Consider the following 24,848-nt stretch of genomic DNA (forward strand, 5'->3'; position numbering starts at 1 on the left):
CGGCGCCGGTTCGAATCCGGCTGGGGGTACAAGGTAGAAGGTCCCCACCACTCGTCTCATCAGTGGTGGGGACCTTCTTGTCTCTCGCAATACTTCTCATGCTGATGGCTCCGAGGTCGTCCCAAGGCTCGCCGCCCGGTCCGACGTCAGCAGATCGCTGCCCGTGGTGACGGTGAGCCCTCGCTCCAACAAAGAGCGGATGGAGCCCTCCAAGGCGGTGAACAGGTCCTCGGAGGGCTGCGTGCGGCCATCATGGCACAGGATCACTGAGCCAGCACCGGCCACGTCCTTGACTGCGGCGGCCTTCGCTGCTGATGGTGTGTGAACACTCCACAGCAGCACGTCCAACCCCTGCTGGGCAGCGACCATCATGGCCGGCGCGTCGACTCGGCCATAAGGAGGGCGCCACAGGTTCGGGGGTGGGGCCCCGGCCGCCGTGATCGCCTCACAGGTCCGGCGTACTGAGCCGGTCAGCTCTGGGAAGTCCACACCGTAGACGTCCGTGTGCACCCAGTTGTGGACGGCGACCTCATGCCCCTCATCGGCCTCTCGTGCGATCAGCTCGGGATGGGACTCCGCCGCAGACCCGAGAACAAAGAAGGTGGCACGCACCCGCAGCCTCGTCAGCATGTCGAGCACGAGTGGAGTCCAACGAGGGTCTGGTCCGTCGTCGAAGGTCAGGGCCAGCTTCCCCGTTTCCCCTCCCGTTTGAAAGACCACCCGCGCGCCGAGGGTCGGGCCAGGGGCTGAAGGACGAGGAGCAGTCCGTGAGGTGGGCGACAGGTGAGTGTCCCGCCATCGGGTGACTTCGGCTCCGGCTCCCATACCAAGAAGGCCCGTCGCAGTCGTCAGTGCCGCCACTTCAAGGAGGTGCCGTCGATCTCTTGCGTGACCTCCCGCGGCGCTGTCCGAGGTCCGAGGCCCGTCCGAGGGGAGACGTCTGTCGTCCACGCCCTCATCTTCCGGAACGTATCGGCTCTCGATCGTCACCAGCACATTGTAGAGCGAGTCCGGGAAGCCTCGGAGCGCCTCTCGGGAACGATGCAGGACTGAGACGGAATCGAAGGGATCAAACCGGATCAATCGAGAATCTGGGCATTCTCGGTAGGATGCCCGCGTGACGAACTTTCCAGCGCTGAAGACTCCCGGTCCCCTCACCGACGGCGCCATGCGCATCACCCCCCTGGGAGGCCTGGGTGAGGTCGGCCGCAACATGACCGTCTTCGAGCTCGAAGGCAAGTTGCTGATCGTTGACTGCGGGGTGCTCTTCCCCGAGGAGGACCAGCCCGGCGTCGACCTCATTCTTCCCGACTTCTCCTCCATCGAGGACCGCATCGACGACGTCGTCGCCCTGGTGCTCACTCACGGGCACGAGGACCACATCGGTGGCGTGCCCTACCTGCTGCGCCTGCGTGACGACATCCCCCTGGTGGGCAGTGAGCTCACTCTGGCCTTCGTGGAGGCCAAGCTGAAGGAGCATCGCATCCGCCCGGTGCTGCGTCAGGTCGTCGAGCACGAGGAGGTCTCCTACGGCCCCTTCGACCTGGAGTTCGTGGCCGTCAACCACTCCATCCCCGACGCCATGGCCGTCATGATCCGCACCGACGCCGGTAACGTCCTCGCCACCGGTGACTTCAAGATGGACTCCCTGCCTATCGACGGACGCATCACGGACCTGCGTTCCTTCGCCCGTTTCGGCGAGGAGGGCGTGGACCTGTTCTGCGTGGACTCCACCAACGCCGAGGTTCCAGGCATGGTCGGCCACGAGGGTGAGATCGGCCAGGTCCTGGACAACGTCTTCGCCGATTCCGATGGACAGATCATCGTGGCCTCCTTCGCCAGTCACGTCCACCGGGTCCAGCAGGTCCTCGACGCCGCCGCTCTGCACGGCAGGCGCGTGGCGCTCGTGGGGCGCTCCATGGTGCGCAACATGGGGATCGCTGCTGAGCGCGGCTATCTCAAGGTCCCAGGTGGCGTCCTCATCGACGCCCGTGACATCACGTCGCTGCCCCCGCACGAGAGAGTCCTCATGGTCACCGGTTCCCAGGGCGAGCCGATGGCGGCCCTGTCCCGGATGGCGCACTCCGAGCACCGCAGCGTCACCATCGAGCCCGGAGACACCGTCATCTTCGCCTCCTCCCTCATCCCCGGCAACGAGAACTCCGTCTTCCGGGTCATCAACCAGCTCATGCGGCTGGGTGCGCGTGTGGTCCATCAGGGCAACGCGAAGGTCCATGTCTCCGGGCACGCCTCCTCCGAGGAGCTGCTTCACGTCTACAACATCGTCCAGCCCCGCAACGTCATGCCCATCCACGGCGAGATCCGCCACCTGGTGGCCAACGGTGGGCTCGCCGTCAAGACAGGCGTCGCCCCGGAACGTGTCATGCTGTGCGAGGACGGGGTGGCTGTTGACCTGGACGGGGGAGTGGCCCGTATCGCCGGCCAGGTCCCCTGCGGCTACATCTACGTCGACGGCTCTTCCGTGGGGGAGATCGACGAGGCCGAGCTCAAGGACCGGCGCATCCTGGCCGAGGAGGGTTTCGTCTCCGTCTACGCCGTGGTGGAGACCACGACCGGCACGATCCTGGCCGGTCCGCACATCCAGGCCCGGGGCATGGCCGAGGACGACTCCGTCTTCGAGGAGATCCTGCCCGACGTCACTGAGGCGCTGTCCGCCGCGCTGGAGACGGGGAAGGCCGATGCCTACTCCCTCCAGCAGGTCATGCGCCGCACCCTGGGGCGGTGGATCGGGCGCCGTCTCAAGCGCCGCCCCATGATCGTCCCGGTCGTCATCGAGGCCTAGGAGGACGCTTACTGCATGACTCTGTTCCGGCCCGCGTGCTTCATATCCACCGGATCCATCCTCATTGACATCCCCCTTCACGTCAGCCGGGTTCCGTCGCCGGGAGGGGCGATCACCGGGGCGTCGTCGGGCCCGGTCGTGGGAGGCGGGTACACGGTGGTCTCGGCCGCTGCCCGGCAGGGCGTCCCCGCCGCTCTGGCGGCGACCCTGGGAACCGGCCCCAACTCCGCACGGGTGCGCGAGTCGATGCGCCTGGACCAGGTCGAGCTGCTCGTTGAGGAGCTCGTTGGTGATATCGGCACCTGTACCACGCTCATCGAGCCCTCGGGCCGGCGAACCTTCGTCACCACTGCGGGCGTCGAGGGCGAGCCTCAGCGCGAGGACCTCGAGAGCCTCGAGCTGAGACCGGGTGACTGGGTCTATGCCACCGGCTATGACCTGGCCCACTACACGAGCCGGGGCATCCTGGCCGACTGGCTCCTGTCGATCCCCGACGGCGTGGGACTGGTCATCGACCTGGGACCGGTTCAACCCGACATCCCCGACCAGGTGCTCATGCCGCTACTGGCCCGGGCGACGATGCTGACCGGCAACGACCTGGAGATGGGCCGCCTCGAGGATCGTCTGGGAGGCGCGCAGGCGATCCGTGAGGCCTGTCCTCGGGCGCTGATCGTCCGACGAACCGGGGCCCACGGATGCGTCCTCCACCCGGTCGACGGTGAACCGATCGAGGTCGCCGGTTTCGTGCGCGACGTCGTCGACACGACAGGGGCGGGAGATACCCACACCGGGGTCCTGGTCGCCGGACTCCTCGACGGGCTCGACGTCGTCGAGGCAGCCAGACGCGCCAACGCGGCCGCCGCCCACGCTGTGGCCTGTACCGGGCCGGCGCAGGCACCGCTTCGTGAGGAGATTGACCGGTTTCTCCGAGAGAGCGACGAGAGGCTCTAGGACGTGTGAGGATCTCGATATCCCCTCCTCGCCTGAGGACGGTTGCCCGTGATGGGGCTCAGTGAGAAGAAGGTGACGCGTCTCCGGCTGCCCGAAGCGGCGTGGCAGGGCCGCTGAAACCAAGAATCCGATAGTTTCTAAGACATCATGGCCAACCGTCGCACCACGAGAACCGCTACGCCTCCGTCTGGAACCGGCAGGGGGCGTCCTCGAGGAGCGTCCGCTCAAGGACCTGCTCCCTTCGCCGCGCCCGGATCCCAGCCCCCTGGTGGGCGCTACCGCCGCACCGGATGGGCCTTTCTCATCCTCGCCCTTGCGGCGGTCCTGGCGCTGCGCGAGTGGTTCGGGATCTCCGGTGCCGCCGGGAACCTGCTGCACCACATCGCCGCGGGCCCTGTCGGCGTCCTTGGCGTCTTCGTGCCCCTCCTCCTGGCTGCGCTGGGAATTGCCATGCTGCGGGCCCATAACCTGGGAGCGGTTCACGCCCGGGTCTCCGTGGGCCTGCTGGGGCTGCTGACTGCTCTGACCGGAATGATCCAGGTCGGCAGCGGCAACCCGTTCCTCAGGGACAACATCGGTGGCCTGGAGAGTGCCGGCGGACTACTGGGATGGCTGGTGGGCTACCCGCTCGCGGCGCTGTTCTCCTCAGTGGGGGCCTTCATCCTGCTTATCCTCCTGGCGTCCTTCTCCGTCCTGGTCCTGTCCGGTAAGACCATTGCCGAGATCCGCGACCTGCTGGCGCAGCGCCGGTCCTTGAGAGCCGATGGAGCCGGCGGCCCCTCCGATGCCGACGGCTCAGGTGACTCCCTGGCCCGGCGCCTGCTCGGGCGGGTCCGCACAGGCCTCGGATCGACCGGGAGCGCAGGCGATGATCCCGATCAGACGGCGCTCCTGGACTCCTACGACGGTGACGAGCCCTTCCGCTCCGCGCTAGAGGTGGAGGAGTCGGCGCCGCGCAGGCGAGGCAGCGGTCGGCGCAAGCGCTCCGCCGACCGGGAGGCCCAGCAGACGTCGGTCACCGATCTCTTCGAGCCGGGCAGTGACCACGCCGACGACGGCACCTTCATCGTCCCGGAGGTGGGTGATGAGAACGACGCCGTCGCCTCATCGGCGCCCTCAGTCGTCTCTCCGGCCAAGGGCGGGAAGGCGGCCGGCGCTGCAGGCGGTCCTGGAACGTCCGGACCGTCCTCCGGGACGCAGCGCAGACCCTCCGCGGAGAGGCGTCCCGCCTCGCCTGCGCCATCCGGCTTCGATGCCGTTACCGAGGAGACCCCGGAGGTCCCGCTCGAGGAGCCCGATCTCGCAGACCAGCTCGCCATGAGCGACATGGGCAACATGGCCCTGCCCGACGGCTCCACCTACACGCTGCCCGTGGACGCGCTGCTCGGCCCCGGACCGGGGCACGCCACCCGCACTCCCGCCAACGACGCCATCGTCGAAGCGCTCCAGAACGTCTTCGCCGAGTTCAACGTGGACGCCACCGTGACCGGCTACACGCGAGGCCCTCAGGTCACCCGCTACGAGGTCCACCGCGGGCGGGGGGTCAACGTCTCGCGCATCACGGGGCTGGAGAAGAACATCGCCTACGCGGTGGCCTCTGACGAGATCCGCCTGCTCACCCCGATTCCCGGCAAGAGCGCTATTGGCATCGAGATCCCCAACACCGACCGTGAGATGGTCAAGCTCGGTGACGTCCTGCGCTCCCAGGCCGCCCGCAAGCAGCCGCACCCGTTGGTCGTCGGGCTAGGCAAGAACGTCGAGGGCGACTACATCGTCACCAACCTGGCCAAGACCCCGCACCTGCTGGTGGCCGGTCAGACCGGCTCGGGTAAGTCCTCCTTCGTCAACTCCATGATCACCTCGATCATGATGCGCGCCACGCCCGAGGAGGTGCGTATGGTGCTGGTCGACCCCAAGCGGGTAGAGTTGACCATCTACGAGGGCATCCCGCACCTCATCACCCCGATCATCACCTCCCCAAAGAAGGCGGCCGAGGCCCTGGAGTGGGTGGTCCGCGAGATGGACGCCCGCTACGACGATCTGGCCTCTTTCGGCTTCAAGCACATTGACGACTTCAACAAGGCGGTGCGGGCCGGAGAGGTCCAGCCTCTGCCGGGCTCCCAGCGCGAGCTGAGCCCCTACCCCTATCTCCTGGTCGTCGTCGACGAGCTTGCCGACCTCATGATGACGGCCCCCAAGGACGTCGAGGCCTCCATCCAACGCATCACCCAGCTGGCCCGCGCCGCCGGGATCCACCTGGTCCTGGCCACCCAGCGGCCGGTCGCACAGGTGGTCACCGGTCTCATCAAGTCCAACGTGCCCTCGCGCCTGGCCTTTGCCACCGCCTCCCAGCTGGACTCCCGCGTCATCCTCGACCAGAACGGGGCCGAGACCCTTACCGGACAGGGTGACGCCCTCTACCTCGGCCCCGGGGCCTCCACTCCGGTGCGCATCCAGGGCTCCTGGGTCACCGAGTCCGAGATCCGCTCCGTCGTCGAGCACGTCAAGGCTCAGCTGACCCCCGAGTACCGCGAGGACGTCGTCGTCCCGGAGGTCAAGAAGCAGATCGACGAGGAGATCGGTGACGACATGGACCTGCTCCTGCAGGCCGCCGAGCTCATCATCTCCAGCCAGTTCGGTTCCACCTCCATGCTCCAGCGCAAGCTGCGCGTGGGCTTCGCCAAGGCCGGGCGCCTCATGGACCTGCTCGAGTCCCGAGAGGTCGTCGGCCCCTCGGAGGGCTCCAAGGCCCGTGACGTCCTCGTCCAGCCCGAGCAGCTCGAGGAGACCCTGGCCTGGATCAAGGGGGAGGGGAGTGCCCCCGGAAGCGCGGACACCCCCGCCGCTTCCAGCGACTCCCAGGACGGTCCGGCCACCGAGGAGGCTCCGGTCCCCGCAGCGGGGGAGCCTCGCACGGTGGCGCTGCCGTCGAACCGCTACAGCACCGACCCGCTGGAGGCCACCTCAACCCTGCCGGAGTCGGAGTCCTGGGAGGACTCCTCCGCCGAGGAGGACTCGGAGGACGCCTGGTCACTCACCGGCCGTGGCTCATCGTGGTGAGGCAGGTCTTCTCCCACCCTGAGCCGGCGCCACTGTCATCACTCTGAGGTTGACGACTCGCTATGAGGCGACTGCGAGGGTCGGTCCGACGGAGCGGTGTGCTGCGCGCCCACCCGTGTGAGAGTCTCCTTCCGGCTGACGATCGTCGGCGCGGGCCCAGTGGGCTTCGGCGGCGTGGTGTCCATGGTCGAGGAGTCCTTGACGTCTGAGGTGAGCATGCTCCAGCGTCGGTCGATCTCCTCTTCGCTCAGGCCCAGACCATCGGGACGCTCTCCGTCATGGAGCGCCGCCAGGTCCCTGACCTTGTAGCCACCCTCCTGGTCCACTGTGAAGGGGTGCCAGCTCAACGAGTCCACGCTCACCGAGCCGTCGGCGTGCGCGGTGACGTCGGCCCACACCAGCTGCCCGACGTCGGACAACGGGCCGCAGTAGGACTCGTTCTGGCTGGAGATGTAGTTGCCGGCCGAGTAGGACACCCACATCCCCTTCCCGTTGACGCCGCCCTTGAGCTTCTCGGCCGGCTGAGGCACATGGGGATGGGCGCCGAAGAGGATGTCTACCTGCCCGCTGTCGGCGAGGTCCTGGGCGTAGGAGACCTGCTCTCCATCGGGTGCGGTCTCATACTCCTGGCCGATCTGGGAGTGGACGACGACAAGGTCGGCGCCTGCTGCCCGAGCCGATTTCGCTGCCTTCGTGATGGCTCCGACGTCGTTGAGCGACACCGAGTAGCCGGTGGGATCATCGAAGCCGTTGAGCCCCATGGTTGTAGAGATCTGGGCAACCGTCACCGTACGTCCTCCTCGCTCGAGCTCATAGAGCGCGAAGGGCGCCGAGGCGTCCTTGCGACTCCGGTAGGTGCCGGCGTGCCCCAGGCCGTGCTCGTCCAAGGTGTCCAGGGTGGCGACAACCCCTGCCTCGCCCTGGTCCACCGAGTGGTTGGATGCGGTCGCGCAGCCGTCCCAGCCGGATCTAGCCAAGGCCCCGACGACCTCGGACGGCGCGCCGAAGGTGGGGAAGTCGGAGTACACCCCGTCCGGAGCCACAGGAACCTCCATCCCGCACAGGGCCAGATCCAGGCCCTCGACCCAGGGGGTCTCGGCAGCGACATTGCCGGTAATGTCGCCGGAGAAGTCCGGGGTGGAGGACAGGACCGCGGAGTGCATGAGGACGTCGCCGGCGTAGCCCACGGTGAAGTGCGCGTCCTTTGATCCGTCGGCCGCGCCCGGTTCCGCGGAGCCGGTAGCACTCGACTGTGACTGACCGGCGCCCGTCCCGCAGCCGCAGACCGCGAGGCCTACCGCCAGGATGACGGCCGTGAGCAGGCCAGGGCCCCCTGGCCGATGGACAGCGCGCTCGCCGTGCCCGTGCCGTCGGCCGTCGCCCGGTGACGGACCGCTCGTGGAGCTGTTGAGACCTGCCGGAGAATAAGAAGAAAACATGTATGAACGCATATTTATGAACGTAAGAACCAAACCTTAGTAGAGTGTGAGCGGTCTGTGATCCAGTGCGAAGCGCCGGGCGGAAAGCCTGAAATACCAATGAGAACAGCCGGAGGGGATTGATCCCCTGTGGTGTGTTGCGGGTGGTGGTGGCACGGAGCGGTTGGAGGAGATGAGCGTCCTTGTCATCGTCAGGAAGGTGCTTCGAGGTTTCTCCGGCGGTGTGAGGGCGTGCACTATTAGGCTGATCCCGATGAACGCCTCGACCGCCCCGGACGGCGCCGCGCAGCCAGAGCAGGCGCCGCTGCTCAACATCGCCAATGCCCTGACGGTGCTGCGACTGCTGCTTGTCCCCGTCTTCATCTGGCTCTCCCTGCTGCCGGGGGACCGGACCAGGCTCGCGGCCGTCGTGGTCTTCGTCGTGGCGGCCTTCACGGACCGTCTTGATGGTCAGCTGGCGCGCTCGCGGGGGCTGGTGACCTCCTTCGGCAAGATCGTCGACCCGATCGCCGACAAGGCCCTGACGCTGTCCGCCTTCATTCTGCTGAGCGTCAACAACAGGCTGTGGTGGTGGGTCACGATCCTCATCGTCGTGCGCGAGCTCGGTATCACGGTCATGCGCTTCTTCATGCTGCGCCGCGCCGTCATGGCCGCGTCACGGGGCGGAAAGATCAAGACGGCCCTCCAGATGGTGGGGCTGGTGGGGCTGCTCACGCCGTGGTCGGCCCTCTTCCTGCCCGTAGGACTGGCAGCGTTCCTGCTCGGGGCGTCCTACGTCGTCGTGGCTGCGGCGCTCATCGTCACCGTGGTCACCGGGCTGGACTACGTGCGTCAGGCTCTACGGCTGAGTCGACACAGCGGACGCGTCGACCAGTGAGCGCCTCGATGCGGAGGTGACGGTGAGCGCTAGGAGGGGTGTGGAGGAGGAATGCGCCCGTGCGGCAGCCGATCTTCTGCGAGCCGCTGAGAAGCGTGCGGTCACACTGGCGATCGCCGAGTCGCTGACAGGGGGCCAGGTCTCCTCGAGCCTGGTCGAGGTCCCCGGCGCCTCGCGTGTGCTCGTCGGTGCGGTGGTCGCCTATGCCGCCCGCATCAAGGCGCAGGTGCTCGGTGTGGATGCTGCTCACCTGGAACGGACTGGGCCGGTGGACCGTGATGTCGCCCTCCAGATGGCCGGTGGCGTGCGCCATCTCCTCGGAGCCGACCTGGGGCTGGCGACCACCGGGGTCGCGGGGCCAGGGCCTGCGGACGGCTACCCGGCGGGAACGGTTCACGTCGCCGTCGTCGGCCCGTGGGGTGAGGCTCATCGCGAGCTGCATCTGAGTGGTGACCGCTCGCAGATCCGGCACGGGGCCGTGCTCAACGTCATTGGGGTGGCCGTCGGCTATCTGTGCGAGGAAGGCGGGGAGGCGTGGAGCTGAGTGCTCCTCGGCGGATGCATGTCAACGACAGATCAACTACAGACCGCAGACTAAGACGCATTTCAGGTTTCTTCCAGGAATGCCGGTAGAGTGGGGCTCAACGCCACCGGAGCCGGAGAACTGGCCTCGCGTGGCGGGAATGAATCCACGACGTGAATGGTTGTGCTAGACGATGAACAACACGACTCACCCCCGCACCACTCGCCCGATCAACAACCGGATGCCGATGCGCCAGGGACCCGGGGCAGGGTACGGTGTGTCCGTGGACACCCCGAAGCACGAGAATGTCGTCCTGCGCCGCGAGATCGGAGAGGTCCTGCGCGGTGTCCGGCAGCACCAGGGGCGCACGTTGCGCGAGGTCTCCTCGCAGGCCCGTGTCTCCCTGGGATACCTCTCCGAGGTCGAGCGCGGTCAGAAGGAGGCCTCCTCCGAGCTGCTGGCCTCCATCTGCCAGGCCCTTGATGCCCCTCTGTCCATGGTGCTGCGCGAGGTCTCCGACCGCATTGCCCTGACCGAGGGCGTCATGATTCCTGACACAGTTCCCGATGAGCTTGTACGTCAGCAGGGGATCGCTCTGCGGTGACCATCCGCTGACGCCCTCAGTTCGATTGTCCTCGTAGCATTCGCGGCTGCGGTCGATGAGCTGACCCTCCCCGGCGGCGGGACCACAACAGGTGGGCTCGCCGCCGGGGCGTCTGTTGAGGAAGGGGGAGTGGTGAAGCACTCGGAGTTCTGGGGTGCCGTTGAGACGGTCTTCGGCTCGGCCTATGGCCGGTCGCTGGCGCAGGATCTGGTCCTGCCCGGGCTGAACGTGACCTGCGTGCAGGCGCTCGACGACGGCGTGGCGCCTGAGCGCGTGTGGGGCCTGCTGTGCGACGAGACCGAGTGCTCGGACGCCGAGCGGTGGATCTTCCGCTCCGACCCCCGCCGTTGAGGCGGGTCGGCCGAGGCTGTACGAGGGGGCTCGAGGTGCTGCGAGCGACACGCGCACGATGATGGTGTCGCGGTCGAACAGGTGTTCGGGTACTGTTCTCCACGAACGACGACGACGCACCTGAAGTCCACAGGGCTGACGAGGAGCGGAGATAGATGTCAGTGGTCAGGCATACCGTCGTTGGTGAGCCCCGGAGAGGGGATCTCGCCGAAGTTGACCAGCCATGCCCACCGCGGCTGAGAGCCGCCCCGAGAACCGAGGTAGAACAATGCCTGCAGCCAGCCAGACCCAGGACCGTTCCAAGGCCCTGGCCACAGCCCTCGCCCAGATCGACAAGAGCTTCGGCAAGGGCTCCGTCATGCGCCTGGGGGACGACACCCGCCCGCCGGTTTCCGTCATCCCCACGGGGTCGGTCGCCCTCGATGTGGCCCTGGGGGTCGGGGGGCTCCCGAGGGGGCGCATCATCGAGGTCTACGGGCCGGAGTCCTCGGGAAAGACGACCGTCGCCCTGCACGCCGTGGCCAGCGCCCAGAGAGCCGGCGGTAACGCGGCCTTCATCGACGCCGAGCACGCCCTCGACCCGGTCTATGCCAAGGCTCTAGGCGTTGATATCGACAACCTCCTGGTCTCCCAGCCGGACACCGGTGAGCAGGCGCTGGAGATCACCGACATGCTCGTGCGCTCAGGCGGCCTGGACATCATCGTCATCGACTCCGTGGCGGCCCTGGTCCCCAAGGCCGAGATCGAGGGGGAGATGGGCGACTCCCATGTCGGCCTCCAGGCGCGTCTCATGAGCCAGGCGCTGCGCAAGATCACCGGGGCCCTGTCCTCCACCGGCACCACCGCCATCTTCATCAACCAGCTGCGCGAGAAGATCGGCGTGTTCTTCGGCAACCCGGAGACCACCACTGGCGGGAAGGCTCTGAAGTTCTATGCCTCCGTGCGCCTGGACGTGCGCCGCATCGGCGGGCTCAAGGACGGCGACCAGCCTGTGGGCAACCGCACCCGGGTCAAGGTCGTCAAGAACAAGATGGCGCCGCCCTTCAAGCAGGCCGAGTTCGACATCCTCTACGGCCAGGGCATCTCCCGTGAGGGCAGTCTGCTCGATCTGGGTGTGGACAACGGCGTGGTGCGCAAGTCCGGAGCCTGGTTCACCTACGGGGAGGACCAGCTCGGTCAGGGCAAGGAGAACGCTCGCAACTTCCTCAAGGACAACCCGCAGCTGGCCGCGGAGATCGAGGAGAAGATTCTCGCCGCCCTGGGAATCGGTGAGCCCGGCCGCAAGGCACGGGAGGCCGAGGAGGTCGCCGCCGCCGAGGCCGCCGTGGCCGCGGCCGCCGTCCCGGTGGCCAGTGACGACACCGCCGCCACGAGTGCGGTCAAGAGCGCTCGTGGCCGCGGGAAGAAGACCGCAGGCTCCACCAAGGCAGCCAAGGCCGCTCAAGCCGCTAAGGACGCTGCAGCGGAGGAGCCGGACACCATATTCGGTGAGGATGCTGGCGGGTTCTGATGCCCTGGCTCACCCCTGATGCCCATACGCAGGCCGTCGAGGCGGCGCGGGAGATCGTCCTGCGTCGCCTCGACCGCAGTGCGGCCCCACGCGCTGCCCTGGTGGAGCTGCTCGAGCGCAAGGAGGTAGACCCTCGAGTGGCCGTTGAGGTCCTCGACCGTCTGGAGGCGGCCGGAGTGATCGATGATGCCGCCTATGCCGCTCGCCTGGTACGCACCCGCTTCGCGGAGAAGGGAGCGGCCAGACGCGCCATCGCCGAGGAGCTGCGGCGCAAGGGGCTGGAGGAGCAGAACGTCGCCGCGGCCCTGGGGCAGATCGACTCCGATGACGAGGACGCGGCGGCCCTGGCGCTGGCTCGCAAGAAGCTGATCGCCACACGCCACCTGCCCTGGGAGGTGCGTCGACGCCGTACCGCGGCCATGTTGGGCCGCAAGGGCTACAGCCGAGAGGTGACCATGCGGGCCATTGAGGACGCCCTCGCCGAGGAGCAGAGCGGAGAGACGGTCCCGTAAGTCAGGCTCCCGAGGGCGTGAGGTTCTTCTCGCCGGCCTACTAGGCTTGCCTCATGACCCAGGTGATTCCGGCCGATGGTGGCCTTCAAACCCCGGTTGACCTCGATGCCCTGGCTGCCTCGGCGGGAATCGCCGCCGAACACGTCATCCCCTACGGCCGCGACGTGGCCAAGATCGACCTGGGGGCATTGGACCCCGATGATCAGAGGGCTGATGGGACAGGCGATGGCGACTCGGACGGCGCCCGCTACGTCGTCGTCACCGCGATCACGCCGACTCCTCTCGGGGAGGGCAAGACCACCACGGCGATCGGGCTGGCCCAAGGACTGGCGCGTCTGGGTGAGCGGGCCGTCCTCACCCTGCGCCAGTCGGCCATGGGCCCCACCTTCGGCATCAAGGGCGGGGCCGGCGGCTCCGGGCGGGCCCGCATCCTGCCGGCCGAGCGGATGAACCTGCACCTGACCGGCGACTTCCATGCCATCACCGCCGCCCATAACCTCCTGTCGGCGATGATCGACAACCACCTGCACCACGGCAACGATCTCGACATCGACGAGCGCACCATCACCTGGCCCCGGGTCCTGGACGTCAACGACCGCGCCCTGCGCCACATCGTCACCGGCCTGGGGGCCACGATCGACGGCGTCACCAGGCAGGCCTCCTTCGACATCACCCCGGCAAGCGAGCTCATGGTCATCATGTCGCTGGCCACTGACCTGGCTGACCTGCGCGATCGCCTGGGGTGCATCGTGATCGGTCGCAACCGCAGCGGGGAGTGGATCAGTGCCGAGGACCTCAAGGCGGCCGGTGCCATGTGCGCCATTCTGCGCGATGCGCTCGAGCCCAATCTTCTGCGCACCGGTGAGGGGGCGCCCGTCCTGGTCCACACCGGCCCCTTCGGCAACATCGCCACCGGCTGCTCCTCGGTGATCGCCGACCGCGTTGCTGCAGCCGGTGCTCGGGACGGCGGGTACGTCCTCACTGAGGCCGGCTTTGGGGCGGACATGGGCCTGGAGCGCTTCGTGGACCTCAAGTGCGCTGTCTCCGGCATGCGCCCGCGCGCTGCCGTCGTCGTGGTGACCGTCAGGGCGCTCAAGGCCCACTCCGGGCGACACCACCTCGTCAGCGGCAAGGACCTGCCCGAGGGCATGCTCCAGGAGGGCGTCGAGGACGTGCGTGCCGGCGCCGCCAACCTGCTCAAGCACCTTCAGATCGTGCGGGGCTTCGGTATCACCCCGGTCGTAGCCGTCAACGTCTTCCCCACCGACTATGACAGCGAGATCGAGGAGGTGGAGCGTATCGCCCGCGAGGCCGGAACCCGGGTGGCCCTCTGCCACCCCGTCACTCGAGGGGGCGAGGGCTGCCTCGACCTGGCCATCGCCGTCGTCGAGGCCTGCCGGGAGGCCGGCGATGCGGTCTCCATCCGACCCGTCTACGACCCGCAGGATGACCTGCGCACCAAGATCACCAAGGTGGCCATCCTCTACGGCGCCGATGGCGTGGACTACACTCCCGCCGCGAGCAGGCTGTTGGACGACTATGAGCGCGGCGGCTTCGGAAATCTGCCCGTCATCGTCGCCAAGACCCCCCTGTCCCTGTCCGCCGACCCCGGTCTCAAGGGTGTTCCCGCCGGCTGGAGGCTCCCTGTGCGTGAGGTCCGCCTCGCCGCGGGAGCCGGCTACGTCTACGCGATCTGCGGGAGCCTGTCCACCATGCCGGGTCTGCCGAGCCGCCCCGCGGCCGAGCGCATCGATGTCGACGTCGCCACCGGAGATATCGTGGGCCTGCGCTGACACGAGGGGCCGGTGCCGACACGCGCGGTACCGGCCCCCTGCGGCCGCGAGAGCAGCCCGCGAGCGTCAGCCCCTCTCGTGCTTGGAGGTCTCGAACAGGAGGTTGACCTGCTCGTTGTACGTCGTCAGCGTCGAGGCGGGCACCCGGTTCGCCCACAGGTCATCCGTCGCCGGCTTCATGATGGCCGTAACGTCCGCGCCGAAGTAGGTCAGCGGGAAGAAGAACGTGGACCTGTCCTCCAGGTGCTGGGTGAAGGGCTTGGTGGGAAGCCCCATCTGCTCGAAGACTTGCACGGCCCTCTCGGTGGAGGATGAGATGGCCGGGAAGACGATCCCGTAGGAGGCCACGATGTCCTGAGCCTCGGCGGTTCCCAGGAAGGCCACCCACTTCGAGGCGTTATCGATATTGGCCGACTGCTTGGAGATCGAGTCTCCCAGCCCGTTGTACAGGGAGACGGACTTGCCATTGGGGCCCACGGGATTCGACGCGATCCCGACCCCGACATCGAGCTTGGCGTAGGTGCTGAACATCCACGAGCCGTTGAAGCACATGGCGATCTTGCCGCTGCCGAGCTGGACATCGGTGCTCGTCGTGGAGGAGAAGGTTCCGCGAGGAGGCATGTAGCCCTTGTCCACCAGGCCGAAGTACCAGTCCATGGCTTCCTGGAAGACCTTCTCGTCATAGCGGTAGTGGTTCCCCCACGTCTCCTTGTTCGTGTAGAACCAGTCACCGGCCGAACATGTGAACGGGCTCCACTGTGTCTGTCCGTCCCCGGATCCGCCGTCCTGGATACCCAGCCCGTAGACGGCCACACGGTTCTTGTCGAAACCGGGCTCGTCACCGCGCACGCCGTTCTTGTCGATGGTCAGACGGGCGAGGACCTTCTCGAAGGTGCCGCCGTCGGCGGGGTTCCAGGACCAGCCGGCCAGGTCCGCCTCGGACAGCCCCGCCTGGGTGAGCATATCCCGGTTGTAGAAGACCGCCACGGTGTCCCAGTCCTTGGGGCAGCCGTACTGGTGACCGTCCTCCCCCTTCCACAGGTCGATGAGGCCCTCCTGGAAGGCCGACTCGTCGACACCGGCCCAGGCGGCCTGCTTCTCCAACGGGAGCAGGACCTCCAGATCCACGAACTGGGCGAACTTGGAGATGTGGTCGATGAAGGCGTCCGGGCCGGTCCCAGCGATGAAACCGGCTGTCAGCTTGGTCCAGTAGTCGTCCCAGGCGATCTGGGTGATATTGACCTTGATGCCGGTCTTGGCCTCGAAGGCCTTGGCGCAGGCCTCATAGGCGGGCAGCTGGCTGGCGTCCCACATCCAGTACTCCACGGCGCCGGAGCCCGACTTCCTGGAGCCCGAGGAACAGGCCGCCAGGGTCAGGGCGGCCGCCCCGGAGACGAGACCGCACAGGAGGCCGCGGCGCGACAGCGACGAGTGAAGAGGGCTGATCGGTTGAGTCGTCATCTGGTGCCTCACTTGATTCCGGTAAAGCCGATGGAGTTGACGATGCGCCGGGCGAAGGCCATGAACAGCAGGAGCATCGGGAGTGCGGCCACCAGGGTGGCGGCCATGAGCCCGGCCCAGTCGGGGCCGGTTTGAGGCGCCTGGGAGCGGAAGACCGCCAGGGCCACCGTGAGCACCCGCGAGGAGTCCGTGTAGGACACCAGCAGAGGCCAGAAGTAGTCATTCCAGGCCGTGATGTAGGTCAGGATCGCCAGCGTCGAGATCGGGGCCTTGGCCATGGGCAGGATCAGGGTGAAGAACACCCGCACCTTCGAGGCGCCGTCGAGCAGCGCGGCCTCCTCCAGCTCACGCGGTATGTTCATGAAGAACTGCTTGAGGAAGAACACCGCGAAGGGCGTCATGAACATGGTCGGCAGGGCCACCCCCAGGAAGGTGTCGATGAGGTGGAGCTGCTTGACCAGCACGAAGTTGGGCAGGAGCGTGAAGATCGAGGGGACCATGAGGGCGCCCAGGAACACCGCGAAGACCGTGTCGCGTCCCTTCCAGCGCAGGCGGGAGAAGGAGTAGGCGGCCATCGCCGAGAAGAAGACCTGTCCAACGGTGACCAGCGTGGAGATGATGACCGAGTTGCGCAGGTAGAGCCAGAAGTTGATGGCTGCGCCGCTGCCGCCGTCGGCCAGCGCCTCCTCGGTGGACTGCATACCGAAGACGCGGGCGAAACCGCGCAGGTTGATGTCCACCGGCAGCAGACTGGTGGGGTGGGCCGTGATGCCCGCGTTGGAGGACAGCGCCGTGCGCAGCACCCAGTAGAACGGCAGGAGCGTGAACAGCATGATGAGGATCATCGCCGCCCAGGCCGGGGCCTTGCCGACGGTGAACCGGCGGCCGGGGGCCTCGGAGGACGCCGCAGCGGCTGCCCCGGGGGACTTTGCGGAGGACACGGATGCGGTTGTCGTTGTCATGGGTGGTCCTCCTCAGTCCAGGTCCGTCTCGCCCGCACGGGTCATGCGGTACTGCAGGATCGTGATCGCCGCCAGGACGAGCAGCAGACCCACCGCCATGGCGGAGGCGTACCCGAACTGGAAGCGCCCGAAGGCCATGTCGTAGATGTAGTACTGCAGCACGCGGGTGGCGTTGACGGGGCCGCCCTGGGTGGCCACCGAGACGGTGTCGAAGACCTGGAAGGAGCCGATCATCGTCATGATGAGCACCAGGGCCAGGATCGGGCGCAGCAGGGGGACGGTGATCCGCCAGAACATCCGCCACTCGCTGGCGCCGTCCATCTTGCCCGCCTCGTAGACCGTGCTCGGGATCGACTGCAGGCCCGCGAAGATGAGCAGAGCCGTGTACCCCACGTGCCGCCACACGTTGATGATCGCGATGGTGGGAATGGCCAGAGACGAGGAGAAGAAGTCCGTCTTGGAACCCGTCAGGGATTCCAGGAGCTGGTTGGTGACACCCAGGGTGTTGTCCAGGATCCACAGCCACAGCATGGCGGCGACCACGTTGGAGACCAGGTAGGGCGTCAGCACGATCGAGCGCACGAAGGTGGACTGGGTCAGGCGCTGCATGAGGACGGCGATGAGGAGCGCCAGGACCGTCTGGAGACCGATGTTGATGACCACGTACTCCACGGTGACGACGACGGCGTTCCAGAAGGTGTCGTCCTGGGCCATGCGCTTGTAGTTGTCCAGGCCCGTGAACTCCTCGGGGGTCAGGAGGTTGTACTCGGTGAAGGACAGCCAGATGCCTCGGATGAGAGGCCAGATGTAGAAGGCGACGAGTCCGATCGTCGCCGGGAGGATAAAGGCGAGGCCGAGCTTGATGTCGGAGCGCGGCTTGCGCTGCCGACGCGACTGTCGCGCGACCGGGGTCGAGGTTGACATCGGGTCTCCAAATCGACGGTGATGAGGGAAAACGGGTCGAAGACGGATGGATGATGGATGGGGGTAGGAACGGGTAGAAGTTAGGGCGAACGGATCAGCGACTCGGAGGATCGCCGAGCCGTCAGTCGACGGCGCTCACGCGCAGCAGGACGAGGTGGTCGGGGTGGAGCACCGGCAGTGCCAGCCCCGTGGTGGACAGGTAGGAGCCCGGCAGGGTGACGCCCTCGTCCATCCAGCCCGCAGTGAGGCTCAGCTCGGGATAGGCCGGTGCCGCCAGGCGCACGTGGTAGCGGCGCGAGGGATCCAGACCGGGCAGTGGGCGCGGCGCCGTGGGCCAGGCCAGGAGCTGGCCCAGCGAGGCGATCTCGAACAGGGCGTCGGAGCCGTCAGGGGCGACGACCCCCTCGATGCGCAGCACATCGTCGTCGGGCAGGTCGGCGTGAACCGTCACGCCCGAGTGCAGCAGGCTGCGCAGCTCCTTGTGCAGCGCGATGATGGAGGCCAGGCGCTCGCGGGTGGCATCGTCGGCCTCGGTGAGGTCCCACTCCACGCCCATGTGGCCCCATAGGGCGGTCCCGGCGCGGAAGTCGAGGTCGAGGTCGCGCAGGGTGGTGTGGGCCCGCCCGGAGCCGACGTGGGTGCCCACCAGCTCCGGGGGAAGCAGCAGTGTGGTGCCGCGCTGGATGTTCTGGCGGTCGTGGGCGTCGATGCAGTCCGAGGCCCACACTCGTTGGGTGCGCTCCATGATCCCCAGGTCGATGCGGCCGCCGCCGCCTGCGCAGGACTCGATCTCCAGGGCGGGGAAGCGCTCGTGGAGCGCGTCCAGGAGCCGGTAGACGGCCAGGGTCTGGTCGTGGACGGCGGCCGCCCCCTGGCGTCCCGTGGTGGGGTCGGCGACCTCGTGGCCCGTGGCCAGCAGGGGGGAGTTGTGGTCCCACTTGAGGTAGGCGATGTCCAGGCGCTCCACGAGGGAGGAGACGGCGTCGAACAGGTACTCCCAGGCCCCGGGGGCGCTCAGGTCCAGGACCCGCTGGTGACGGTGCTCAGGGGCCCCGCCGGCGCCGTCGGACAGGATCCACTCCGGGTGGGAGCGGGCCAGCTCGGAGTCGACATTGATCATCTCCGGCTCGAACCACAGGCCGAACTCCATGCCCAGGGAGTGGACGTGCTCCACGAGCGGCTCCAGACCGTCCGGCCAGGTCTCGGGGGAGACCTGCCAGTCGCCCAGTCCGGAGGTGTCGTCGCGCCGGGAGCCGAACCAGCCGTCGTCCAGGACATAGCGCTCGATGCCGGCCTGGGCCGCAGCGTCGGCCAGGGCCTTGAGCTTGTCCAGGTTGTGGTCGAAGTAGACGGCCTCCCAGGTGTTGAGCAGTACCGGGCGGGGGTGCTCGGGATGGGCGGGCAGCGAGCGCAGCCAGGCGTGGCTGCGGTGGGCCAGGGCGTCGAGTCCCTCGCCCCAGGAGAAGACGGTCCACGGCGAGGTGTAGGTCTGGCCGGGGGCCAGCGAGACCTCTCCGGGCAGGAGCAGCTCCCCGGCCCCCAGGAGCTTGCGCCCCGAGGCCGGGTTCATCGCCAGGTGGCGGACGTTGCCGGACCAGGCGACATGAGCTGCGTGGACGCGCCCGCTGCGCCAGCCGAAGCCGGTGGGGCCGGCGGCCAGCCAGGTGACGGCGTCGTGCCCGGGGCGCCCCTCCCAGGACTCGCGCAGGCGGGTGCCGGGGGTGAAGGGAGTGTGTACGAGCCTGCGCTCCTGGACGTGGTGCCCGGTGGTGTCGAGCAGCTCGTCGGCGCTGTCGGGTACGGGCAGCACCGGGGTCAGCTCGCCGACGACGAGGTCGGCTCCCTGCTCGCTGCCGGACTCGGGGCGGTCGTCTCGGACCCAGGCGCGCACGCGCACCAGCCCGCAGGGCTCCAGGCGCAGCTCGGTTCCCAGGGTGAGCTCGTGGGCGGTGTCGGTTCCGCTGGAGCGGACCACGCGGGTGGTACCGGCAGGAGTGTCCTCGGCGCCCTCCTCGTGGGTGAAGGCGGTGGGGTGGGGCGAGAAGGCCGAGCCGTCGGTACGTGAGAGCACCACGGCGGGGCGCGCGCTCCAGCCCAGGTGAGCCAGGGGCAGGATCGGCAGGTCGTTGGTGATCCAGGCGGTGTTGGTGCCCAAGGAGGTCGCCGCGGCCGAGCCTGCGTCGGCCAGGTCCTCGCCGCTCACCTCACCCAGGTCGGGGCCCCAATGGCGCACCACCGGGAAACGGTCGTCGGGCAGGTCGAGGACCACGGAGGTGTCGGCGCAGCGCAGATGGAGGGTCATCATCGTCCTTCCAGGGGAGGGGGCAGGAACCAGGAACGATTCCTTGTAAGATGAAAATAATTGATGGCGCCAGTTTCCGCAAGGGTTTGACCTACAGTGTCGGTACGAATCGGGCGGCGGTGGGCGTCGTCCCAGGTCATGGACCCAATGGTCCATCTAGCAGTCGGCGACGGCGGGAGCGGGAGCAGGACATGGATGGTGGAGGACGCAGCCTCGGAGCCCGGGCGCTGCTCTCCTTGATCTCTGCCGGCCCTATGAGCCGCGGTGACCTCGGGGAGCGCCTGGGGCTGTCTCCGGCGACGACGACGCGCACGGTGCGTCCCCTCATCGAGGCCGGTCTCATCGAGGAGCAGCCGCCGGCGGAGGTGGGTGGACCGGGGCGGCCCACTCGCCTCCTGGCCGTCGTCCCGAACAGTGCCACCGTGGCAGGTGTCAAGCTCACTGCCGACCGCCTCTACGCCGTCCTGACCGACCCGTTGGGTGAGGTGCTGGTCGGAGACTCCCTGCCGCTGACCGAGACCGACGCCGAGTCCGTCACCTCCCTCATCGCCTCGGTGGTGGAGCGCCTGGCAGGGCGCAGCGGACGCCGGCCGGACGTCATCGGGATCTCCCTGGGAGCGGCCGTCGTCGGAAGGCGGACCGTGGTGGTGGCCACCTTCCTGGGGTGGCGCGATGTCCCTCTGGCCGCCATGATCACCGAGGCCACCGGGTTGCCCTGCTCCGTGGCCAACGACGTGCGCGCCTTCGCCTACGCCGAGGCCTGGTTCGGGGCGGGTCGGGGGAAGGATCCCTTCGCCCTGGTCACCCTGGGGGCCGGAATCGGCTGCGGCATCGTGGTGGGCGGTGAGATCCTCTCCGGGACGAAGGGGGCTGCCGGAAGTGTCGGTCACCTCCCGGTGGACCCGACCGGACCGAGCTGTGAGATCGGGCACCCGGGATGCGCTCGGGCCCTGGCCTCGACTGCCGGGATCCTGCGGGCCTCGGCCGAGCATCTGGGGTGCGCGGCCGAGGAGCTGAGCCTCGAGCGGCTCCTGAGTCCCGGAGCGCGTCGGAACAGTGGCGTCGATGGCGTCCTGCGGCGTGCGGCACTGACGGTCGGGAGGGTTGTGGGGACCCTCATCGCCTACGTCGACCCCGAGCTCGTCGTCGTCTCGGGGGAGGGGGTCGCCGTGGTGGAGGCCTACCGGGAGGCCTTCGAGAAGGAGGTGGACGGCCTGCGGCACTGGGCCGTGGCCCCGGTCCCCGTCCTGCTGCGCCCCTTCGAGTTCGACGAGTGGGCGCGAGGCGCTGCCGCGCTGGCGCTGGAGCGGTGGACGGTGGTGGCGGGCGACCGGTAGGCGTTCCTTCCGTCCGTGGGGAGCCACGGGCATGCACTGTGATGGGAACCATGCCTGGGAACTAGGTCCTAGCGTGGTCTTGGAATAAGGGTGCCCTTAGATTGTGCGCATGAGCCGCCGCACCACCATTGCGCTGTCCACCGCCGGCCTCCTTGCTGCTGGCGCTGCACTCGCCCTGGCCGTCCGTCCAAGCCGTCCCAGCGTCCCCGCCGCCTCCGCCTCAGACGGCAGGTCCCGCCCGCCGCGCGTCGTCATCGCCGGTGGCGGCTACGTCGGGTTCTGCGCCGCCCGGGCGCTGCGGGCCCGGTTGGGAACCGATCAGGTCGAGATCGCCGTCATCGACCCGCGCCCCTATATGACCTACCAGCCCTTCCTGCCCGAGGTCGCTGCCGGGTCCATCCAGCCGCGCCACGTCATCGCCTCGCACCGGCGCTCGCTGGCCGGGTGCACGATCATCACCGGCTCCATCGCCGGTATCGACCACGCCTCGCGCACGGTGACGATCGCCCCGCCGGTTCCGGGCTCCACCCACGAGGAGGGAGTGCCGTACAAGATCGGCTACGACCACCTGGTCCTGGCTCTGGGAGCCGAGGCCCGTACCCTGCCGATCCCGGGGCTGGCCGAGCAGGCCCTCGGCTTCAAGCAGGTCGAGGAGGCCCTGGCCCTGCGTAACCGGGTGCTCTCCCGTATCGAGGACGCGGCCTCCACCTGGGACGACCAGCGTCGACGCCGGCTGCTCACCTTCGTCTTCGTCGGCGGGGGCTTCGCCGGGGTCGAGGCCATCGCCGAGCTCGAGGACATGGCCCGGGCGCTGGTTGCCACCGTCGACTCCGTGGAGCAGGAGGACGTGCGCTTCATCCTCGTGGAGGGCTCGCGTCGTATCCTGCCCGAGCTGACCGAGGAGCTCTCCGGCTACGGGCTGGAGCAGCTGCGCGAGCGCGGCATCGACGTTCGGCTCAACACCTTTCTGAGCTCCTGCGTGGACGGGCACGTCGTGCTGTCCGACGGCACTGAGCTTGACGCCGACACCATTGTGTGGACCGCCGGTGTCAAGGCCGCCCCGGTCCTGAGCGAGTCGGACCTGCCCGTCGAGGCTCGCGGCCGGGTCACCACCCTGCCTACCCTCCAGGTGGCCCGTGACGGCGTCGTCGTCCCCGGAGCCTGGGCCGCCGGAGACTGCGCTGCGGTTCCCGACGTCACCAGCGAGGATCCGCAGGCAACCTGCGCCCCCACCGCCCAGCACGCCGTGCGCCAGGCCGCCATCCTCGCCGACAACCTCGTGGCCACGCTGACCGGTCAGGTCGAGGTCGACCGACCCGATGGGCAGGGTGCGCAGCGGCTGACCGTCTACGCCCACGAGAACCTGGGGACCGTGGCCTCCCTGGGTATCGGCAAGGGTGTGGCCCGCATCATGGGGCAGAACCTGCGCGGCTTCACCGCCTGGACCGCTCACCGCGGCTACCACGTCTACGCCATGCCCACCCTCAACCGGAAGGTGCGCATCATGATGGACTGGTTCGCCGCCGTCGTCTTCCGTCGTGACCTGGCCTCCTTCGGGTCCGTGGCGGCTCCGGGTGCGGCCTTTGCCCAGGCGACCCGCAACGACGCCAAGATCGCCTCCCGTCAGAAGTCCTGAGGCGAGTCCTCAGCGGCCCGTGGGTCCCGCTCCGGCGTGCATCTGGTCACGACACTCCGTCAGGACTGGGGCGGGGCCCTAGTGCCACCTACACTGCTCGGCGATGACCATGCTCGCCGCTACCGCCCCCGCTCTCGACGCCCGAGGCGCCCTGCCGCGCACCTACCACGTGCGCACGCTCGGCTGCCAGATGAATGTCCACGACTCCGAGCACATGGCGGGCCTGCTGGAGGGAGCCGGCTACCTGCGCGTCGAGGACGTGCCCGAGGCGGCCGCCCGCGCTACCGACGCCGGTGACGGTGGGGCCGACGTCGTCATCATCAACACCTGTTCCGTGCGCGAGAACGCCGCCACCCGGCTCTTCGGCAACCTGGGCCAGCTCGCGGCCGTCAAGCGCGAGCGCCCCGGTATGCAGATCGCTGTGGCCGGGTGCCTGGCCCAGCAGATGGGGGAGGGGATCGTCGAGCGCGCCCCCTGGGTCGACGTCGTCTTCGGCACCCACAACCTCGACGTCCTGCCCGCCCTGCTCGAGCGCGCTCGGCACAACTCGGCGGCCGCCGTCGAGCTCGAGGAGTCCCTCAAGGTCTTCCCCTCCACCCTGCCCACCCGCCGCGAGTCCTCCTACGCCGCCTGGGTCTCCATCGCCGTGGGCTGCAACAACACCTGTACCTTCTGCATCGTGCCCTCCCTGCGCGGCAAGCAGCGCGACCGCCGTCCCGGCGACGTCCTGGCTGAGGTCGAGGCCGTTGCAGCCCAAGGGGCCATCGAGGTGACCCTCCTGGGGCAGAACGTCAACTCCTACGGAGTCGGCTTCGGCGATCGCGGAGCATTCACCAAGCTGCTGCGGGCGGCCGGCTCTGTTGAGGGGATCGAGCGCGTGCGCTTCACCAGTCCTCACCCTGCCGCCTTCACCGACGACGTCATCGAGGCCATGGCCACCACCGAGGCGGTCATGCCCAGTCTGCACATGCCCCTGCAGTCCGGGTCCGACCGGGTGCTGCGGGCCATGCGCCGCTCCTACCGCACCCAGCGCTTCCTGGGCATCCTGGACAAGGTCCGAGGAGTCATGCCCGAGGCGGCCATCACCACCGACATCATCGTCGGCTTCCCCGGCGAGACCGAGGAGGACTTCCAGGCCACCCTCGACGTCGTCGAGCGCGCCCGCTTCGCCTCGGCCTACACCTTCGAGTACTCCCCGCGCCCGGGCACGCCTGCCGCCGATCGCGACGACCAGGTCCCCGCCGAGGTCGTCAAGGAGCGCTACCGGCGGCTTGACGCGCTTGTGCGCCGCATCGCCCGAGAGGAGAACGAGCGCCAGGAGGGACGCGTCGTGGAGGTGCTCGTCGCCGAGGGCGAGGGGCGTCGGGACTCGGCGACCGCCCGCATCTCCGGGCGTGCCGCCGACAACCGGCTCGTGCACGTCGCCCTGCCCGAGGGACTGGCCGAGGACGACTACGCCGGCGGGGCCCCGCGTCCCGGTGACATGGTGAGTGTGCGCGTCACCCATGGCGCTCCCCACAACCTCATCGCCGACTCCGCCCGCTGTGGGCGGGAGCCGGACCCGGTCGCCGCGGCCGCCAATGAGGCGCTCAAGCCCGGTGACCGCCTCTGGCTCGACGAGGGTCCCGCTCTGTTCCAGGTGCGGCGCACCCGCGCCGGGGACGCCTGGGAGCGCCGTCAGGCCGAGGCCTGTGCCGCACCTGAGCCCGACACCGCCCCGGTGAGCCTGGGTCTGCCCACCCTGCGTGTGGGCGCACCCGTCTGACTGAATCCCACGGGAGGCTGCCTTCAGTGAACGAGTGC

General features: G+C 68.4%; 19 protein-coding genes. 13 read left to right on the forward strand and 6 right to left on the reverse strand.

Annotation, left to right across the window (positions count from 1 at the left end):
• Positions 1–96: 96 nt before the first annotated feature.
• Entirely contained in the window at positions 97–720 is a 624-nt protein-coding gene (locus HMPREF9056_RS10875) for a polysaccharide deacetylase family protein (RefSeq protein WP_050793061.1), read from the reverse strand.
• Positions 721–1,168: 448 nt separating this feature from the next.
• On the opposite strand from HMPREF9056_RS10875, the gene HMPREF9056_RS10880 reads away from it, so the two are divergent.
• The 3 genes from HMPREF9056_RS10880 to HMPREF9056_RS10890 all read left to right on the forward strand — a co-directional run bounded on the left by HMPREF9056_RS10880 (position 1,169) and on the right by HMPREF9056_RS10890 (position 6,814).
• Positions 1,169–2,803 (forward strand): ribonuclease J, encoded by a 1,635-nt coding sequence (locus HMPREF9056_RS10880; RefSeq protein ID WP_009405029.1) that lies wholly within the window; start codon positions 1,169–1,171, stop codon positions 2,801–2,803.
• 15 nt (positions 2,804–2,818) lie between these two features.
• The gene (locus HMPREF9056_RS10885) at positions 2,819–3,754 is read left to right on the forward strand and encodes a PfkB family carbohydrate kinase (protein ID WP_009405030.1); all 936 of its coding nucleotides are present in this window, start codon (positions 2,819–2,821) and stop codon (positions 3,752–3,754) included.
• A 147-nt stretch (positions 3,755–3,901) separates the two neighbouring features.
• Positions 3,902–6,814, forward strand: a complete 2,913-nt coding sequence (locus HMPREF9056_RS10890) for a DNA translocase FtsK (protein WP_034514468.1) — start codon at positions 3,902–3,904, stop codon at positions 6,812–6,814.
• Between the two features lie 38 nt (positions 6,815–6,852).
• On the opposite strand, the gene HMPREF9056_RS10895 is transcribed toward HMPREF9056_RS10890, so the two are convergent.
• Positions 6,853–8,001 (reverse strand): CapA family protein, encoded by a 1,149-nt coding sequence (locus HMPREF9056_RS10895; protein WP_009405032.1) that lies wholly within the window; start codon positions 7,999–8,001, stop codon positions 6,853–6,855.
• A 505-nt stretch (positions 8,002–8,506) separates the two neighbouring features.
• Between HMPREF9056_RS10895 and pgsA the strand changes: the two genes are divergently transcribed.
• From pgsA to HMPREF9056_RS10930, 7 genes are all read left to right on the forward strand, one after another.
• Complete coding sequence (gene pgsA, locus HMPREF9056_RS10900) at positions 8,507–9,130, forward strand: CDP-diacylglycerol--glycerol-3-phosphate 3-phosphatidyltransferase (RefSeq protein WP_034514469.1); 624 nt, start codon at positions 8,507–8,509, stop codon at positions 9,128–9,130.
• Between the two features lie 22 nt (positions 9,131–9,152).
• The gene (locus HMPREF9056_RS10905) at positions 9,153–9,674 is read left to right on the forward strand and encodes a CinA family protein (protein ID WP_050793062.1); all 522 of its coding nucleotides are present in this window, start codon (positions 9,153–9,155) and stop codon (positions 9,672–9,674) included.
• 172 nt (positions 9,675–9,846) lie between these two features.
• Entirely contained in the window at positions 9,847–10,257 is a 411-nt protein-coding gene (locus HMPREF9056_RS10910) for a helix-turn-helix domain-containing protein (RefSeq protein ID WP_009233673.1), read from the forward strand.
• 129 nt (positions 10,258–10,386) lie between these two features.
• Positions 10,387–10,608 (forward strand): DUF3046 domain-containing protein, encoded by a 222-nt coding sequence (locus HMPREF9056_RS10915; RefSeq protein WP_009405036.1) that lies wholly within the window; start codon positions 10,387–10,389, stop codon positions 10,606–10,608.
• A gap of 268 nt (positions 10,609–10,876) precedes the next feature.
• Positions 10,877–12,118 carry a recombinase RecA gene (gene recA, locus HMPREF9056_RS10920; protein WP_009405037.1) on the forward strand — a complete coding sequence of 414 codons (1,242 nt, stop codon included), beginning with the start codon at positions 10,877–10,879 and terminating at the stop codon, positions 12,116–12,118.
• Entirely contained in the window at positions 12,118–12,630 is a 513-nt protein-coding gene (locus tag HMPREF9056_RS10925) for a regulatory protein RecX (protein ID WP_009405038.1), read from the forward strand. The genes recA and HMPREF9056_RS10925 overlap by 1 nt, the downstream gene beginning before the upstream one ends.
• A 53-nt stretch (positions 12,631–12,683) precedes the next feature.
• The gene (locus HMPREF9056_RS10930; RefSeq protein WP_009405039.1) at positions 12,684–14,423 is read left to right on the forward strand and encodes a formate--tetrahydrofolate ligase; all 1,740 of its coding nucleotides are present in this window, start codon (positions 12,684–12,686) and stop codon (positions 14,421–14,423) included.
• Between the two features lie 66 nt (positions 14,424–14,489).
• Here HMPREF9056_RS10930 and HMPREF9056_RS10935 read toward each other — a convergent pair whose 3' ends face one another.
• The 4 genes from HMPREF9056_RS10935 to HMPREF9056_RS10950 form a co-directional block, all read right to left on the reverse strand.
• The gene (locus HMPREF9056_RS10935) at positions 14,490–15,884 is read right to left on the reverse strand and encodes a sugar ABC transporter substrate-binding protein (protein WP_009405040.1); all 1,395 of its coding nucleotides are present in this window, start codon (positions 15,882–15,884) and stop codon (positions 14,490–14,492) included.
• 8 nt (positions 15,885–15,892) lie between these two features.
• Positions 15,893–16,846, reverse strand: a complete 954-nt coding sequence (locus HMPREF9056_RS10940) for a carbohydrate ABC transporter permease (RefSeq protein WP_009405041.1) — start codon at positions 16,844–16,846, stop codon at positions 15,893–15,895.
• 12 nt (positions 16,847–16,858) lie between these two features.
• Positions 16,859–17,770: a carbohydrate ABC transporter permease gene (locus HMPREF9056_RS10945; RefSeq protein ID WP_009405042.1), complete on the reverse strand. Its 912-nt coding sequence runs from the start codon at positions 17,768–17,770 to the stop codon at positions 16,859–16,861.
• 121 nt (positions 17,771–17,891) lie between these two features.
• The gene (locus HMPREF9056_RS10950; RefSeq protein ID WP_034514471.1) at positions 17,892–20,072 is read right to left on the reverse strand and encodes an alpha-galactosidase; all 2,181 of its coding nucleotides are present in this window, start codon (positions 20,070–20,072) and stop codon (positions 17,892–17,894) included.
• Positions 20,073–20,263: 191 nt separating this feature from the next.
• Between HMPREF9056_RS10950 and HMPREF9056_RS10955 the strand changes: the two genes are divergently transcribed.
• From HMPREF9056_RS10955 to miaB, 3 genes are all read left to right on the forward strand, one after another.
• Positions 20,264–21,409, forward strand: a complete 1,146-nt coding sequence (locus HMPREF9056_RS10955) for an ROK family transcriptional regulator (protein ID WP_034514472.1) — start codon at positions 20,264–20,266, stop codon at positions 21,407–21,409.
• Between the two features lie 109 nt (positions 21,410–21,518).
• Positions 21,519–23,045 (forward strand): NAD(P)/FAD-dependent oxidoreductase, encoded by a 1,527-nt coding sequence (locus tag HMPREF9056_RS10960; protein WP_009405045.1) that lies wholly within the window; start codon positions 21,519–21,521, stop codon positions 23,043–23,045.
• A gap of 103 nt (positions 23,046–23,148) precedes the next feature.
• Entirely contained in the window at positions 23,149–24,810 is a 1,662-nt protein-coding gene (gene miaB, locus HMPREF9056_RS10965; RefSeq protein ID WP_009405046.1) for a tRNA (N6-isopentenyl adenosine(37)-C2)-methylthiotransferase MiaB, read from the forward strand.
• The last annotated feature ends 38 nt before the right edge of the window (positions 24,811–24,848 follow it).

Source organism: Actinomyces sp. oral taxon 170 str. F0386 (genome assembly GCF_000195595.1).
GTDB lineage: Bacteria > Actinomycetota > Actinomycetes > Actinomycetales > Actinomycetaceae > Actinomyces.

What these genes read in the sequence shown, in the direction of transcription:
- HMPREF9056_RS10940 (WP_009405041.1), bottom strand. Translation starts at nt 16,846, where the DNA reads ATGACAACGACAACCGCATCCGTGTCCTCCGCAAAGTCCCCCGGGGCA.
- miaB (WP_009405046.1), top strand. Translation starts at nt 23,149, where the DNA reads ATGACCATGCTCGCCGCTACCGCCCCCGCTCTCGACGCCCGAGGCGCC.
- recA (WP_009405037.1), top strand. Translation starts at nt 10,877, where the DNA reads ATGCCTGCAGCCAGCCAGACCCAGGACCGTTCCAAGGCCCTGGCCACA.
- HMPREF9056_RS10880 (WP_009405029.1), top strand. Translation starts at nt 1,169, where the DNA reads ATGCGCATCACCCCCCTGGGAGGCCTGGGTGAGGTCGGCCGCAACATG.
- HMPREF9056_RS10890 (WP_034514468.1), top strand. Translation starts at nt 3,902, where the DNA reads ATGGCCAACCGTCGCACCACGAGAACCGCTACGCCTCCGTCTGGAACC.
- HMPREF9056_RS10925 (WP_009405038.1), top strand. Translation starts at nt 12,118, where the DNA reads ATGCCCTGGCTCACCCCTGATGCCCATACGCAGGCCGTCGAGGCGGCG.
- pgsA (WP_034514469.1), top strand. Translation starts at nt 8,507, where the DNA reads ATGAACGCCTCGACCGCCCCGGACGGCGCCGCGCAGCCAGAGCAGGCG.
- HMPREF9056_RS10960 (WP_009405045.1), top strand. Translation starts at nt 21,519, where the DNA reads ATGAGCCGCCGCACCACCATTGCGCTGTCCACCGCCGGCCTCCTTGCT.
- HMPREF9056_RS10950 (WP_034514471.1), bottom strand. Translation starts at nt 20,072, where the DNA reads ATGACCCTCCATCTGCGCTGCGCCGACACCTCCGTGGTCCTCGACCTG.
- HMPREF9056_RS10885 (WP_009405030.1), top strand. Translation starts at nt 2,819, where the DNA reads ATGACTCTGTTCCGGCCCGCGTGCTTCATATCCACCGGATCCATCCTC.
- HMPREF9056_RS10935 (WP_009405040.1), bottom strand. Translation starts at nt 15,884, where the DNA reads ATGACGACTCAACCGATCAGCCCTCTTCACTCGTCGCTGTCGCGCCGC.
- HMPREF9056_RS10930 (WP_009405039.1), top strand. Translation starts at nt 12,684, where the DNA reads ATGACCCAGGTGATTCCGGCCGATGGTGGCCTTCAAACCCCGGTTGAC.
- HMPREF9056_RS10955 (WP_034514472.1), top strand. Translation starts at nt 20,264, where the DNA reads ATGGATGGTGGAGGACGCAGCCTCGGAGCCCGGGCGCTGCTCTCCTTG.
- HMPREF9056_RS10910 (WP_009233673.1), top strand. Translation starts at nt 9,847, where the DNA reads ATGAACAACACGACTCACCCCCGCACCACTCGCCCGATCAACAACCGG.
- HMPREF9056_RS10945 (WP_009405042.1), bottom strand. Translation starts at nt 17,770, where the DNA reads ATGTCAACCTCGACCCCGGTCGCGCGACAGTCGCGTCGGCAGCGCAAG.